The organism is Micromonospora sp. U21, from assembly GCF_018070045.1.
Classification (GTDB): domain Bacteria; phylum Actinomycetota; class Actinomycetes; order Mycobacteriales; family Micromonosporaceae; genus Micromonospora.
This window is the reverse complement of the sequence record NZ_JAGPYK010000012.1, coordinates 112140-126982: the sequence shown is the minus strand read 5'-3', so window position 1 is coordinate 126982 and position 14843 is coordinate 112140. Positions and strand designations below refer to the sequence as shown.

Below are 14843 nucleotides of genomic sequence, written 5' to 3'. Positions count from 1 at the left end.
GCACGCCCTCCGGTGCCGACCTCGTCCCGGCCGCGGGGCGCAAACCGCGGTCGGTCCCTCGCCGGTCGGCTCCGGAAAGCCGGTCGGGCGATGGCGGCGCGAACACCACCATCGCGGATGGTCAGAGGTCAGACGGCCACCGCGGCCAGCGCCGGTTGCACCTCGGTCCAGGAGGAGCCGATCTCCGCCGAACGGGTCACCGCGTCCAGCACGAGCTGGACCTGCAACGCGTCGGCGAAGGATGGAGCGGGGTCGACGCCGGTGGCGACCGCCTCGATGAAGTCGCGCATCTGGTGGGTGAAGGAGTGCTCGTAGCCGATGATGTGGCCGGGCGGCCACCACGCCGACATGTACGGGTGCTCGCCCTCGGTCACCAGGATGCGGCTGAAACCCTGTTCCACGCTGGGCCGGGTGGCGTCGTAGAACTCCAGCTCGTTGAGGCGTTCCAGGTCGAAGACCACACTGCCCAGCGAGCCGTTGATCTCGACACGCAGGGCGTTCTTGCGGCCGGTGGCGAACCGGCTCGCCTCGTACGTGGCCAGGGCACCGCCGTCGAGCCGGGCCACGAAGACCGCGGCGTCGTCGACGGTGACCGGACCGGTGGCCGAGGCGTTGCCGTCGACCGACCCGCTGCCGTCCACCGAGGCCGCCAACCCGCTGGACCCGGCCGGCAACGGCCGTTCCTTGACGAAGGTCTCGGTGACCGCGCTGACGCCGGTGATCCGCTGGCCGGTGACGAACTGGGTCAGATCGATGATGTGCGCGCCGATGTCACCGAGCGCACCGGAGCCCGCCCTGTCCTTCTGCAACCGCCACACCAGCGGGAACTGCGGGTCCACGATCCAGTCCTGCAGGTACGTCGCCCGGACGTGTCGAATCACCCCGAGTCGTCCGTCGGCGACCAGCTGGCGCATCATCGTGACCGCGGGGACCCGGCGGTAGTTGAACCCGCACATCGACCGCACCCCGGCTGCCCGGGCGGTCTCCGCCGCGGCGGTCATCGCCCGCGCCTCGGCCACCGTGTTGGCCAACGGCTTCTCGCACAGCACGTGCTTGCCGGCGGCCAACGCGGCGAGGGCGATCTCGGCGTGACTGTCACCCGGGGTGCAGATGTCGACCACGTCGATGTCGTCCCGGCTGATCAGGTCACGCCAGTCGGTGGTGTACGCGTCCCAACCGAGCCGGTCGGCGGCGTCCGCCACCTTTCCGGTGTCCCGGCCGCAGATCAGCGCCATCCGGGCCCGCGCCGGCAGGTCGTACACGCGGTTCACGGTGCGCCACGCCTGCGAGTGCGCGGCGCCCATGAACGCGTAGCCGACCATGCCGACCCGCAGTTCTTTGTCTGTCGTGGACAAGGTGGGTCTCCCCCCGTGTGTCAGAACCCGAGCTTCTCGTAGCTGCTCGCGTTCTCCTTGGTGATCGTCTCCGAGGCGAGGGTCAGTTCCTTGGGCACCTGCAGCTCCGTGAGGTCGCCCAGGCCCCGGCCCTGGGCGATGAGCCGGGCCAGCGAGATCGCCGACGAGGCCATCGACGGGTTGTAGGTGACCGTTGCCTTGAGCACGCTGTTGTCAGCCTTGATGGCGTCGATCGCGAGCTTCGAACCCGCGCCGCCGACCATGAAGAACTCGGAGCGGTTGGCCTGCTTGATGGCCGCGAGGACGCCGATGCCCTGGTCGTCGTCGTGGTTCCAGATCGCGTCGATCTTCGGCAGCGCCTGGAGCAGCTGGGCCGCCTCGCGCTGGCCGCTGTCCGAGGTGAACTCGGCCGAACGGCGGTTGTTCACCTTGAACCCGTAGGTGGCCAGGGCCGCCGCGAAGCCGGCGCTGCGCTCGACGGTCAGCGGGATCTCCAGACCGGCGATCTCACCGATGACCGGGTTGGCGACACCCTTGTCCTTGAGCTGCTTGCCGATGAAGTGCCCGGCGGACACGCCCATGCCGTAGTTGTCGCCCTTGATGACCAGCCGGGAGGCCAGCGCGTCGGGGAAGACCCGGTCGAGGTTGACGATCGGGATGCCCGCCTGCATCGCCTGGAGGGCGACCGCGTTGACCTCCTTGCCGTCGTGCGGCAGCACGACGATGATGTCCGGCTTCTGGGCGATCAGCGTGCCGAGGGTCGAGCGCTGGGCCTCGGAGGTCGTCCCACCGTCGACCTCTTTGAGCTCCACGTCCGAGTACGCGGCGGCCTGCGCCTTGGCGTTGGCGTGGATCGCGCCCATCCAACCGTGGTCGGCGGCGGGGGCGGAGAAGCCGATGACGACCTTCTTGCCCGGGGCGTTGTTGCCGGCGGCGTCTCCGGCGGCCTTGGTCTGGGTGCTGGCCGCGGGAGTCTCGTTACTGGTGCAGGCGGTGAGCAGGGTGGCGGCGCCGACGGCGGCCCCACCGAAAAGCAACCGACGACGCGACAGGTCGCGACTGTGCTGGGTCATGACGACCTCCTGGGAACGGGATGGAGTTGTTGAGGGTGTGCGGGGTCCGGCCACTGTCGAATGTCTCGACGTCGCCAGGAACAACGTGCGGTGCGTCAGGTTGTGGTGGTGAGCCTGTTCCGCGCGAGGAGCCGAGTGAAGGACTTGAACTGGAACTGCTGGACCAGGACGGCGGCGACGATGATGCCGCCCTTGACCATGTTCTGTGCCTCGATGGAGAGGCCGTTGATGGCGAAGAGGTTGGTGATCGTGGCAAAGATGATCACGCCGAGCAGCGAGCCGACGATCGTGCCCCGACCACCGCTGAGCAGCGTCCCGCCGATGATCGCTGCGGCGATCGCGTCCAGCTCGTAGAGGTTGGCCATCGCCGCCTGGGCAGAGGTGGCCTGGGAGGTGAGCATGATGGCGGCGATGCCGCAGCAGAGGCCGGAGAGCGCGTAGAGCAGCATGGTGTGCCGGCGGACGTTGATGCCGGCCAGCCGTGCGGCCTCCGGGTTACCGCCGACCGCGATGGTCCGCCGGCCGAAGGTCGTCCGGTTGAGCAGGATCCAACCGGCCACCACCACCGCGCCGAGGATGTAGACCAGGATCGGAATCCCGAGCACCTTGCGCGCCGCGATGTCGTTGATGAAGGTGCTGCTCGAGACCTGGGTCTGCTTGTTGGAGATCGACGCCGCGAGCCCGCGAGCGGCCACCAGCATCGCGAGCGTCGCGATGAACGGCACCAGCCGCCCGTATGAGATGAGCACGCCGTTGACCAGACCCACGCAGATGCCGACCACGATGGCGGTGAAGATCATGCCGGCGGCGCCGTAGCTCTGGGTGGCCACCGTGGTGCACCAGACGCCGGCCAGCGCGACGATCGCTCCGACCGACAGGTCGATGCCGCCGCCGATGATCACAAAGGTCATGCCCACCGTGACCACGCCGACGACGGAGGCGAGCTGGAGGATGGCCAGGATGTTGTTCCAGACCCAGGTGGGATCGTCGTAGAGGTCTGGCTTGGTGACTGCGCCGACCAGGATGAGCGCGGCCAGCACCCCGATCAGTCCGAGGTTGCGCTTGGCACCGTCGCCGTTTTCACCCCGCCACCAGGAGAGCCGGCCCCTGGATGCCGCCTTGTCACCGGCCACCGCCGTCTCGGCCGGGTCCACCGGCGGCGACTGCGCCGGAAGCTGCGTGCGCTCCGGTGCCGCGGTGGGTGTGGGAGTCGCGTCGCTCATGCCGGTGCGCCTTCCATCAGGGACCCCGCCATCACGAGGTCGAGCACGGTGTTCTCGTCGAGTTCGCCGGCCGGGGCCTCGCGGACGACCCGGCCCTCCCGCATGACCAGCACCCGGTCGGCCAGGCCGAGCACCTCGGGCACCTCGCTGGAGACCAGCAGCACCCCGACGCCCTGTGCGGCCAACGCCCGGATGACCTGGTAGAGCTCAGCCCGGGCACCCACGTCCACGCCCCGGGTGGGCTCGTCGAGCAGCAGCAGTTTGGTGCCGCCGAGGAGCCACCGCCCGACCACCACCTTCTGCTGGTTGCCACCGGAGAGGGTGCGCACCGGCCGACCGACATCCCGGGGCCGCAGCTCCAGGCTCTCGGCGATCCGGTCCGCCTCGGCCCGTTCCTTGGCGGCGTCGGTGAAGCCGAGCCGCGCGTACCGGCCGAAGGTGGCCAGCGTGACGTTGCGGTAGATCGGTTCGCCGAGCAGCAGCGCCTGGCTCTTGCGTTCCTCCGGGGCCATCCCCATGCCGGCCCGCACCGCCGCGCCGACGCCGGGACGCAGCACCCGCCCGTCCATCCGGACCGAACCGGCCTCCGCGATCCGGGCGCCGTAGATGGTCTCCAGCAGCTCGGAGCGGCCGGAGCCGACCAGGCCGGCGATGCCGACGATCTCCCCGGCGCGGACGTCGAGCGAGACGTCGGCGAACTCGCCGGGACGGGTCAGCCCCTCCACCTGGAGCAGCTCGGCGCCGACCGTGTCGTCGGTCGGCCGGTCCGGGAAGACGTACTCGATGGTGCGGCCGGTCATCCGGCTGACCAGGTCGCGGGTCGGGGTGTCGCGTGCCGGCAGGTTCGCGGCCGTGGTCCGGCCGTCCTTGAGTACGGTGACCCGGTCGCCGATCTCGCGGATCTCCTCCAGGCGGTGGGAGATGTAGATGACCGCGATGCCCTGCGCGGTCAGCTCGCGGATGATCCGGAACAGGTTGCCGACCTCGTCGTGGGCCAGCACGGCGCTCGGCTCGTCCATGATGATCAGCCGTGCCTCGTGCGACAGCGCCCGCGCCATGCTGACGATCTGCTTGCCGGCGGCCGGCAGTGCGCGGACCATCCGCCCGGGCGGGATCTCGCCGTGGCCGAGCCGACCGAGGATCTGCCGGGTGTGCCGGGCCATCCTGCCGCGCCGGACGAACCCGAAGCTGCGGTGCTCGTGGCCGAGGAAGGCGTTCTCCGCCACCGAGAGATCCTCGACCAGGTCGAGTTCCTGGTAGATGGTCGCGATGCCGGCGCGCATGGCGGCCTGCGGATTGGCGAAGGTGACCGGCTCACCGCGCCACTCGACCTCGCCGGAGTCCGGCTGGTGCACGCCGGCCAGCACCTTGATCAGGGTGGACTTGCCGGCGCCGTTCTGCCCGAGCAGGCAGTGCACCTCACCAGCGCGTACCTCAAGCTGCACGCCGTCCAGGGCGCGTACCCCGGGGAAGGTCTTGACCACGTCGGTGAGGCGCAGGACGACCTCACCGGCGACGGTGTCGGCGGGGGCTTCGATCAGCGGCGCGTCGGCGCCGGCGGCCGTCGGCTCGGTGGCGGCGTTCTCCTCGGACTGGGCCACAGTCTCCTCCTCGCTCACGACGGTTTTCCGGCTCGCGACTGCGGGCTCATGAGGCCTCCGCGAAGGCGACGTCGCTGGCGAGCACCGCCGCGCCGGCAACGCCGGCCCGACCGCCGAGCTCGGAGAGCACGACCGGCAGGTTGCCGGTGGCCAGCGGCAGCGAGCGGCGGTAGACCACGCTGCGGATCTCGGCGAGCAGGATGTGCCCGAGCTGGGCCAGCCCGCCGCCGATCACGATCATCGACGGGTTGGTGAAGCTGACCAGGCCGGCGAGCACGCCGCCGACCCGCCGTCCGCCGTCACGGATCAGTTGGATGCAGGTCACGTCCCCCTCGACGGCGCCTTCGGCGACGTCGAGAGCGGTCACCACGCCGCGCATGGCCATCCGGTCGGCCAGCGCCGGCGACACCCCGCTGCGGGCGGCGGCGGTGGCGTCCTTGGCCAGCGCGGCGCCGCTGAACAACGCCTCCAGGCAGCCGACGTTGCCGCAGGAGCACATCGGACCGTGCGCGTCGACCTGAATGTGGCCGATGTCCCCGGCGCAGCCGTCGGTGCCCCGGTAGACCTCGCCGGTGAGGTAGATCCCGCACCCTATTCCGGTGCCGATCTTCACGAAGAGGAAGTCGTCCACCGAGTGGGCCACCCCGCCGTGTCGCTCGCCGATCGCCATGATGTTGACGTCGTTGTCGACCACCGCCGGGCAGCCGTGCTCCCGGCTGAGCAGCTCGCGCACCGGGAAACGGTCCCAACCGGGCATGATCGGCGGCGAGACCGGGACGCCGTCGCGGAAGCTGACCGGACCGGGCACGCCGATGCCCACCGCGTCCAGTCGCTCGTACGCGCCGTCGACCTTGGCCTTGTGCAGCAACTCGTTGACCCGTTGCAGGGTCACCTTCGGCCCGTTGCGGATGTCGGCGGCTTCGGCGTAGTGGGCCACCGGTTCGAGCCGGCCGTTGACCACTTCGACGTCCATCGAGCTGGCGCCCAGGTCGACGGCCGCGAACCGCAGCTTCGGGTTCAGCTCGACCAGCGTGGAGCGCCGCCCGCCCCGGGAGGCGGCGAGCCCGGCTTCGGCGACGTAGCCCAACGCGACCAGTCGATCCAGCTCAGCCAACAGCCGCGGGCGGGGCATCTGGAGCCGGTCGGCCAGCTCAGCCCGGGACACGGCCCCCTCGTCGCGGAGTAACCGCAACAGCCGGACGTGCAGGGGGTCGACGGTCCGCACCCGGACTCACCTCTTCATTGGACTCGTTCACATCGGCTCAATGCCGATGTGTTGTGTCCGACACAGTAGGAGCGTTCCGTGCTGCCTGTCCAGAGCTTCAGCCATTCTGATGCCAACTTTTGTCCGAAAGAACAAAAGCTACTAGTCGATCAAGAAAAGGATCACCGGACGCCCCGGTCCACTCGCCTCGCGTGCCGCCGCCGGACACGCAACCGCCCCACCACCCGATACGCGGGTGGCGGGGCGGTTGACGCGGGCGGTCAGCGGCGGCCGGGGGAATTCCGCTTCTTCCTCAGCTTGCGGTCGTCACGCAGCTCGACGTACGGCTCCTCGTCGGCCGAGTGGCCGGCCGAGATGGCCCGGCTGCGCTCCAGCTCCGCGTCGAACTCGGCACCCAGCAGGATCGCGATGTTGCTCAGCCAGAGCCAGATCAAGAAGATGATCACCCCGGCCAGCGCGCCGTAGGTCTTGTTGTACGAACCGAAGTTGCTCACGTAGAAGGCGAACAGGCCGGAGACCACCAGCCAGATCACCACGGCCAGCACACCGCCCGGGCTGACCCAGCGGAAACCGCCGTGCCGCGCGTTCGGTGAGGCCCAGTACAGGATCGCGAACATCAGGCTGACCAGGATCAGCAACACCGGCCACTTGGCGATGTTCCACACCGTGACCGCCGCGTCGCCCACCCCGATCGCGTTCCCGACCAGCTCGGCCAGGCGACCGGTGAAGACCACGATGACCGCGCAGGCCAGCAGCAGCACGCCGATCACCGCGGTCACGCCGACCCGGATCGGCAGCGTCTTCCAGATCGGCCGCCCCTCCGGCACGTCGTAGATGGTGTTCGAGGTGCGCATGAAGGCGGCGATGTACCCGGACGCGGACCAGAACGCGGCCAGCAGACCGATGATCGCCGCGATGCTGGCCAGCCCGCCGTTGTCACCCGCCTGGTTGATCGCGTCCGTGATGATCGTCTGGATGTTGCCCTCCGGCACCGCCTGCTTGACGGTGTCCTCGACACCCTTGGTGGCGCTCTCGCCGAGCAGGCCGAGGATGGAGATCAGCACCAGCAGCCCGGGGAAGATGGACAGCACCCCGTAGTAGGTCAACGCCGCCGCCCAGTCGGTGAGGCTGTCGTCCTGGAACTCGGTGACCGTGCGGCGCAACGCCGCCTTCCAGCCGCTGCCGGGCAGATCGGTGGGGCTGTCCGGCCCCTCGTCCGGGCCGACGGGCCCACGAGCCGAGTCACGGTCACGCCCGGTGGAAGACTGGTCGGAGGCCATCGCCCCTCCTCATCGTCGTGGTGTCGCCTCCGACATGCCCGAGGAGGGCGATGGATAACCCCTACCGGTAGAGCAACCTACCCATCCGGCGTGAAGCGACCAGCAGGCCGAACGCCATCATCGCCAGCAGGTAGAGCACGTCGAGCAGCCAGGACCAACCGCTGCCGCCCAGCGCGAGACCGCGGATCAGGTGCACCGACCGGTAGAGCGGGGTGACCTCGATCAGCCAGTGCAGCAGGGTCGGATAGGCCTGCGCCGGCACGAAGGTGCCGGAGAAGAGGAAGAGGGTGAACTGGGCGGACCCCATCAGGTCGAAATCCTGCCAGCTGCGCATGAAGGTGGAGAGCGCCATGCCGAGCGCGCCGAACGCGAACCCGACCAGCACCGCAGCCGGAAGGGCGGTCACCGCCCGGGTGACGGTGGTCAGGCCCAGCGCGACCATCACCCCGAGGAACGCGGCCGAGTAGGCGCTGCCCCGCAGCATCGCCCAGCCCAACTCGCCGAGGGCGATCTCGAACGGCCGTACCGGGGTGGCGATCACCCCGTCGTACAGCTTCATGTACTTCATCTTGCCGAAGAAGTTGAAAGTGGTCTCCGCGAGCGCCCCGGTCATCGCCGAGGAGGCGAGCATCGCCGGGGCCACGAACTCGGCGTACGAGACCAGTCGCCCGTCGGGCAGCGGCAGGTCGCCGACCAGCGTGCCGACGCCCACCCCGATCGAGAGCAGGTAGAGCAGCGGCTCCACGAAGCCGGAGAGCAGCAGCAGCCAGTAGACCGACTTCAGCGCCGCGACGTTGCGCTCGACCACCGACGCCGACCGCCGGGACGCGGCGGAGACGTCGACCAGCCGAGGCAGGATCAACGTGACCACGACCACTCCCTAGACGATGAGCTTGCGACGGAACGCGCGCAGCGCCAGCAGCCAGCCGGCGAGCGACCAGGCCACCAGGTAGAGCAGGTGCCCGGCGATCGACCACTGTGGGGCGACGCCGAGCGTGGCCGCACGGCAGACGTCGACGGCGTGCCACAGCGGCGTCACGTACGCCAGCCAGCGCAGCGCCTCGGGCAGCGACTCGACCGGGAAGAACACCCCGGCGAACAGCGTCATCGGGATGACCGCGAACCGGAACAGCATCGCCAGCCAACTGTCGCTGGACACCGACGCGGCGTACGCGAAGGTCGGCGCGGCCACGGCCAGCCCGAGCAGCGCCACCACCGGCAGGGTGACCACCGCCCACGGTGAGCGCAACGCCCCGAACAGCCCGGTGACCAGCAGGAACGCCGCGATCGTGGTGAGCACCCGGAACATCACGAAGCCCAGGTGCCCGGCCAGGATGTCGGCCACCCGCAGCGGTGCCGCGCTCTGGGCGAAGTACGTCTTGATCCACTGGAAGTTGCTGAACACCGGCCACGTCGATTCGCCGACGGTCACCTGGAGGGCGGTCGAGGCGATCAGCCCGGGGACCAGCCAGTCGAGGTAACGCACCCCGCCGACGCCCTGGTCGATGTAGGCGCCGACGCCGAGCCCGAAACCGAGCACGGTCAGCACCGGCAGCAGGAACGAGGAGAACACCCCGGCCCGCCAGGTGCGCCGGTATCCCACCAGGAAGTAGTCGAACACGGCGAGCGCCGGCACCCGTGGCAACGCGGGCCGAGCCCGCTCCCGCGCCGAACCCGCCACGCTCACCACGATCACCTCCGCCACACCACGCCCGTCACCCCGACCTTCCTACCCCCGGGGTACGACAGCCGCCGGTCACCCTACGACGACCCCGCCGGCATGTCGCCCGGGTTTCGCCCTGCTGATCGACTCGACATCCTGGATGTCGGCGTGTGCGCCTCGCCGTGTGGCCCCGACTTTGCCCAAGTCGAGTCGTCCCGACCTGGCTGGCTCGTACGCGCCGGTCAGGCCGGGCGGTACGCGCGGACCAGCGCCTGCACGGCGTAGGCGAGCAGCAGCAGCCCCGCGCCGGTGCCGACCACCAGACCGGCGGACACCGCCGAGGCGAGTGCGGTGACGAGGCCCGCCGCCGCCACCACGCACAGCGCGACACCGAGCGGCCGGAGCAGTGGGTCCCGCAGCAGCGGGGCGAGCGGGAAGAAGTGCAGCCCGACCACCGCGCAGACCAGCACCGGGATGTACTCCGACCAGTCGGCGGCGGCCAGCACGGCGGCGGCCAGCACGGCGGCGCCCAGCCCGGCGGCGGCGAATTCGGCGACGACGATGAGCAGGTACCGCCGGTCGGTCGCCCGGTCCCGTGGGCCGCCCGCGCCCCGGGTGCGGGCCGACAGCACGCCGCCCACCACGGCGGTGAGCAGTGCGGCGATGCTGCCCACCACCAGCAGGGCGCGCAACGGCTGCTCCGCGGACGGCACGCTGAACCAGACCATCGCGAAGACGCCCAGGTACAGGGCGGTCAGCCCGGCCTGGTGCCGGCTGTTGGTCTGCACGTCGGACATGAAACCCCCGTGGTCGACTCTCGGTCGGGCGGGCGCGTTGACCGGGCCCGCCGATGCTACGCATGATCAGCTACGGCCGCACTCCCCGCTCACGGCGCAGCCTCCCCGCCCCAGCCCACCGACCTGCGATCGTTGGCGGCTCAGCAGCTCGACACGCCGGGAAGGTTGCTGCTGAACCGCCAGCGATCGGCCGGCGACCGTCAGTCGACCAGGGTGCGGCCGGTCAGGTGCAGGAAGACGTCCTCCAGACCGCTGCGCCGCACCAGCACGTTGGCCGGACTGAGCCCCAGCGCGGAGACCTCGGCGACCGCCGCGTCGCCATCGGGCACGTACAGCAGGACCCGGTCGGGTAGCACCTCCACCCGCTCCCCCAGCCCGTCAAGCTTGCCGGCGAACGGCTCCTGCGACTCGGCGGCGAAGCGAAGCTCGACCACCTCACGGGTGGAGTGCTGCTCGATCAGTGCCCGGGGCGAGCCCTCGGCGACGATCCGCCCGCCGTCCATCACCACGAGCCGGTCGCAGAGCTGCTCGGCCTCGTCCATGTAGTGCGTGGTGAGCACCAGCGTGACGCCCTGCTGCTTGAGCCGGAACAGCCGCTCCCAGACCAGGTGCCGGGCCTGCGGGTCGAGCCCCGTCGTCGGCTCGTCGAGCAGCACGATCTCCGGATCGTTGACCAGCGCGCGGGCGATGGTCAACCGGCGCTTCATCCCGCCCGAGAGCGGCTCGACCCTGCTGTCGGCCCGCTCGGTGAGCTGGACGAAGTCGAGCAGCTCGGCGGCCCGTTCCCGGGCCGCCCGCCGCGAGATGCCGAAATAGCGGGCGTAGACGGTCAGGTTTTCCCGGACGGTCAGCTCCGGGTCGAGATTGTCCAGCTGCGGGCAGACGCCGAGCCGGGCCCGGATCGCCGGCCCGTCGCGGACCGGGTCCATGTCGAGGATGCGCAGCTCACCCCCGCTCGGTGGGGAGATGCAGCCGACCATCCGCATGGTGGAGGACTTGCCGGCGCCGTTGGGCCCGAGGAAGCCGAACGCCTCGCCCGAGCGCACCTCGACGTCGATGCCGTCCACAGCGGTGAAGTCGCCGAACCGCTTCACCAGCCTCCGAGCCTGAATCAGTGGTCGCCCCGAAGTCACCGCCCGACCCTAGCCGCCGGGTCCGACAGCTCTCCAGGCAAATTCCACCAGGGGGCGGGACGGTGCGGACCCCGATCGCACCGCGACGAAACGCCCTGTCGATGCCCCACCGTCCAGTGGATCGACGTGTATCGTCCCCTCGTGTCGCCCACCCGTTCGCCCGACGGTTCGCCGCCACCCGCACAGCCGGCCAACTCCCCCGCCGACGAGCCCGCACCGGGCGACGGCGGCGCACCACCCCGACCAAGAGCGGCCGAGGCCGGCGCGCCCGGCCCGGCCGGCAGCGCCGAGCAGGCGGGGCAGGCCGACGACGACGCCCGCGTCGACGCCGAACGGGCGACGCGGGACCTGGCCGCCCAGTTCGAGGACGAGAAGCCGGGGCGGGTGTTGTCCGGGCCGGCCGGTCTGCTGCTCACCGCGGCGACGCTGGCGGTCGGCGGGCTCGCCCTATGGCAGGTGTTCCGCCCGCTGGCGCAGGGCAGCAAGTACTACCTGATCTTCTTCCTGGCGGGCGTACTGCCGCTGGTCTTTCTGGTCTACCCGGCCGACCTGCGGCTGGCAGCCCGGCTGCGGGCCCGGCTGCGCCGCACCGGCGGCACCGACCGACCGGTCGGGCCGGGCCTGCCACGTCCGGCACCGGTGCGACCCACCGCAACGGACTGGGCCCTGGTCGCCCTCGCGGTGGCCGGCTGTCTCTATCCCGTGCTGCCGATCTCGATCGGTACGGGCGGCGGCGGCTACAACGCGTTCCTCGACCGGCAGGGCCTGCTCGCGCCGATGGACCTGGTGATGGGCACCGTCCTGTTGCTCCTGCTGCTGGAGGCGTGCCGCCGGACCACCGGGTGGATCCTGCCCGCGGTCTGCCTGCTGTTCCTCGGCTACGGCTACTACGGCGGGCTGCTGCCGCAGGCCTGGCCGGTCGCCCACGCGGGGCTCGACTTCAGCCAACTGATCGACGCGTTCTACAACTCGGACAGCGGCTTCTACGGCACACCGCTGGATGTGGCCGCCTCGTACATCGTGCTGTTCACCATCTACGGCGCGGTGCTGGAGCTCTCCGGAGCCGGGCGGTTCTTCGTCGACCTGTCCGCGGCGGCGTTCCGCCGCTCGCGCACCGCCGCCGGGCGGACGGCGGTGGCCTCCGGCTTCCTACTTGGCACCGTCTCCGGGTCCGGCGCCGCGACGACGGTGAGCATCGGCGCGGTCACCTGGCCGTTGCTGCGCCGCGCCGGCTATCCCCCGGAGCGGGCCGGCGGCATGCTCGCCGCGGCGGGTGTGGGCGCGATCCTCTCCCCGCCGACCCTGGGAGCGGCGGCGTTCATCATCGCCGAGTACCTCGGCGTCTCGTATCTCCAGGTGCTGGGCTGGGCCACCGTGCCGACCGTGCTCTACTACCTCGGCATCCTGCTCGCCGTGGAGATCGACGCCCGGCGCTCCGGCGTACGCCCCGTGGTGATCGACGTCAGCTCGCCGTGGCGCCTGCTGGCCCGGTTCGGCTACCACTTCGCCTCGCTGATCGCCATCGTCGTGCTTCTCGCCGTCGGCGTGTCCGCGACGAGGGCGGTCGTCTTCGCGACCGTCCTGGCGGTCGCGCTCTCCTTCCTGGACCGGGCGCACCGGCTCACCCCGGCCCGGCTGGGGGCCGCGCTCGTCACCGGCGTACGCGGGGTGCTGGCGGTGACCGCCGTCTGCGCCGCCGCCGGCATCATCACGGCCACCACCACGAAGACCGGCCTCGGGCCGCAGGCGGCGGCGCTGCTGATCGGCGGGGCTGAGGCGGTCACCTCGGACCCGACCCTCGTGCTGGTGCTCACCGCGCTGCTCGCGGCCGTCGCACTGAGCCTGCTGGGCCTGGCCGTGCCGGTCACCGCCTCGTTCGTGATCGGCTGGGTGATCGTCGGTCCGGCGCTGCTCGACCTGGGCGTGACGGCGCCGGCGGCGGCGATGTTCGTCTTCTACTTCGCGGTCCTGTCCGAGGTGTCCCCACCGACCGCGCTCGCCGCGGTGGCCGCCGCGGCGGTCACCGGCGGCCGGCTGGTGCCGACCATGTGGCAGACCCTGCGGTACGCCCTGCCGGCCTACCTGACCCCGATCGCCTTCGTGATCACGCCGACCGGGCTCGGGCTGCTCGGCATCGGCGGCGCGCAGCGGATCGCCTTCGCCTGTGTGGTCACCGCGCTCAGCGTGGCCGTGCTCGCCGTCGCCGCCGGTGGTTGGCTGCCCGGCGTCGGCCCCGCCGGCGCCCCGGAACGCGTGCTCGGCGCATTCGCCGGCGTCACCCTGCTCTGGCTCGAACCCGTGCCGGTCACGGTCGGCGCCACGCTGGCCGCCGTCGCGGTGGCGGGCGTGCTCGTACGACGCGGTGCCGCCGGTCGGACCGGCGGGCCGCGAGCCGGATCACCAGCCAACCTCCGGGAGGAGAAACTGTGAGACGAATCGACGTACGGCTCGTTGCGGGCCTGAGTGTGGTGGCTCTCGTCGCGGTCGGCGCGGCGGGTTGCGGGGGCCAGCAGGGCGGCGCGGCCAAGGACGACGCGGCCAGTGAGGTCACCTGTGCGGTGAGCCAGGAGACCCGGGTGGGCATCGCCACCGGAAACGCGACCGGCGTCTACTACGTGGTCGGCAACGCCCTGGCCGGGCAGCTGTCCGGGGCGACCGGTGGCAAGCTCACCGGCACCGCCGCGGAGACCGGCGCCTCGGTGCAGAACGTCGAGCAGCTGGTCAGCGGCCAGTACGATGTGGCGTTCTCCCTCTTCGACACGGCGGTCAACGCGGTGCAGGGCAAGGGCAGCTTCACCGTGCCGCAGCCGGTCGAGGCGCTCGCGCGCATCTACGACAACTACACCCAGGTCGTGGTCCGCAACGACGCTCAGATCGGCTCGGTGGCCGACATGCGGGGCAAGCGGATCTCCACCGGCTCGCCGAAGTCCGGCACGGAGGTGATCGCCAACCGGCTGCTGGAGGCCGCTGGCCTCGATCCGGCCAAGGACATCCGGGCGCAGCGCCTCGACCTGACCAAGACGGTCGAGGGCATCAAGGACGGCAGCATCGACGGCTTCTTCTGGTCCGGTGGCCTGCCCACCGGCGGCCTGACCGACCTGTTCACCACCGCCGGCGACACGGTGAAGTTCATCGACATCGCGCCCCTGCTGCCGAAGATGAACGAGTTGAGCCCCGCCTACCAGGCCGGGACGATCGGCCGGGACGCGTACCGGACGGCGGCGGACACCCCGACGATCGTCGTGCCGAACGTGCTGCTGGTCCGCAAGGACCTGGACGCCAACGTCGCCTGCGCGATCACCCGGACGGTGTTCGACAAGCGGGACGCCCTGGCCCAGGCGAACCCGGCGGCCAAGGGCATCTCCCTGGAGAACGCCCGCAAGACCGAGCCGGTCCCGCTGCACCGCGGTGCCGCCAAGGCGCTGGAGGACCTAAACGCACCCTAACCCCGCCCCGCCCCGCCCCGCCCCGTTGATCTAGGGCATATCGTCGC

At 71.0% G+C, this 14843-nt stretch carries 12 protein-coding genes; 2 read left to right on the top strand and 10 right to left on the bottom strand.

Going from position 1 to position 14843, the window contains the following annotated elements; all coding sequences use genetic code 11:
* Positions 1–128: 128 nt before the first annotated feature.
* The 10 genes from KBX63_RS17985 to KBX63_RS17940 all read right to left on the bottom strand — a co-directional run bounded on the left by KBX63_RS17985 (position 129) and on the right by KBX63_RS17940 (position 11350).
* Positions 129–1322 (bottom strand): Gfo/Idh/MocA family protein, encoded by a 1194-nt coding sequence (locus KBX63_RS17985; RefSeq protein WP_374102241.1) that lies wholly within the window; start codon positions 1320–1322, stop codon positions 129–131.
* Positions 1323–1375: 53 nt separating this feature from the next.
* Entirely contained in the window at positions 1376–2428 is a 1053-nt protein-coding gene (locus KBX63_RS17980) for a substrate-binding domain-containing protein (protein ID WP_210912376.1), read from the bottom strand.
* A gap of 95 nt (positions 2429–2523) precedes the next feature.
* Positions 2524–3651, bottom strand: coding sequence for an ABC transporter permease (locus KBX63_RS17975; protein ID WP_210912375.1), 1128 nt, complete (start codon positions 3649–3651; stop codon positions 2524–2526).
* Positions 3648–5189 (bottom strand): sugar ABC transporter ATP-binding protein, encoded by a 1542-nt coding sequence (locus KBX63_RS17970; RefSeq protein ID WP_210912438.1) that lies wholly within the window; start codon positions 5187–5189, stop codon positions 3648–3650. The genes KBX63_RS17975 and KBX63_RS17970 overlap by 4 nt, the downstream gene beginning before the upstream one ends.
* Positions 5190–5298: 109 nt before the next feature.
* Positions 5299–6477 carry an ROK family transcriptional regulator gene (locus tag KBX63_RS17965; protein ID WP_210912374.1) on the bottom strand — a complete coding sequence of 393 codons (1179 nt, stop codon included), beginning with the start codon at positions 6475–6477 and terminating at the stop codon, positions 5299–5301.
* A gap of 260 nt (positions 6478–6737) precedes the next feature.
* The gene (locus KBX63_RS17960; RefSeq protein WP_210912373.1) at positions 6738–7757 is read right to left on the bottom strand and encodes a YihY/virulence factor BrkB family protein; all 1020 of its coding nucleotides are present in this window, start codon (positions 7755–7757) and stop codon (positions 6738–6740) included.
* Positions 7758–7818: 61 nt separating this feature from the next.
* Positions 7819–8628, bottom strand: a complete 810-nt coding sequence (locus KBX63_RS17955; protein WP_210912372.1) for an ABC transporter permease — start codon at positions 8626–8628, stop codon at positions 7819–7821.
* Between the two features lie 9 nt (positions 8629–8637).
* Entirely contained in the window at positions 8638–9438 is an 801-nt protein-coding gene (locus KBX63_RS17950; protein ID WP_210912437.1) for an ABC transporter permease, read from the bottom strand.
* Between the two features lie 224 nt (positions 9439–9662).
* Positions 9663–10217, bottom strand: a complete 555-nt coding sequence (locus tag KBX63_RS17945) for a hypothetical protein (RefSeq protein WP_210912371.1) — start codon at positions 10215–10217, stop codon at positions 9663–9665.
* Between the two features lie 200 nt (positions 10218–10417).
* The gene (locus KBX63_RS17940) at positions 10418–11350 is read right to left on the bottom strand and encodes an ABC transporter ATP-binding protein (RefSeq protein ID WP_210912370.1); all 933 of its coding nucleotides are present in this window, start codon (positions 11348–11350) and stop codon (positions 10418–10420) included.
* A 141-nt stretch (positions 11351–11491) separates the two neighbouring features.
* Between KBX63_RS17940 and KBX63_RS17935 the strand changes: the two genes are divergently transcribed.
* Positions 11492–13780, top strand: coding sequence for a TRAP transporter fused permease subunit (locus tag KBX63_RS17935; RefSeq protein WP_210912369.1), 2289 nt, complete (start codon positions 11492–11494; stop codon positions 13778–13780).
* On the top strand, positions 13777–14796 hold the full coding sequence (locus KBX63_RS17930) for a TAXI family TRAP transporter solute-binding subunit (protein ID WP_210912368.1): 1020 nt from the start codon (positions 13777–13779) through the stop codon (positions 14794–14796). The genes KBX63_RS17935 and KBX63_RS17930 overlap by 4 nt, the downstream gene beginning before the upstream one ends.
* Positions 14797–14843 lie beyond the last annotated feature (47 nt).

What these genes read in the sequence shown, in the direction of transcription:
- KBX63_RS17975 (WP_210912375.1), bottom strand. Translation starts at nt 3,651, where the DNA reads ATGAGCGACGCGACTCCCACACCCACCGCGGCACCGGAGCGCACGCAG.
- KBX63_RS17985 (WP_374102241.1), bottom strand. Translation starts at nt 1,322, where the DNA reads ATGGTCGGCTACGCGTTCATGGGCGCCGCGCACTCGCAGGCGTGGCGC.
- KBX63_RS17960 (WP_210912373.1), bottom strand. Translation starts at nt 7,757, where the DNA reads ATGGCCTCCGACCAGTCTTCCACCGGGCGTGACCGTGACTCGGCTCGT.
- KBX63_RS17945 (WP_210912371.1), bottom strand. Translation starts at nt 10,217, where the DNA reads ATGTCCGACGTGCAGACCAACAGCCGGCACCAGGCCGGGCTGACCGCC.
- KBX63_RS17980 (WP_210912376.1), bottom strand. Translation starts at nt 2,428, where the DNA reads ATGACCCAGCACAGTCGCGACCTGTCGCGTCGTCGGTTGCTTTTCGGT.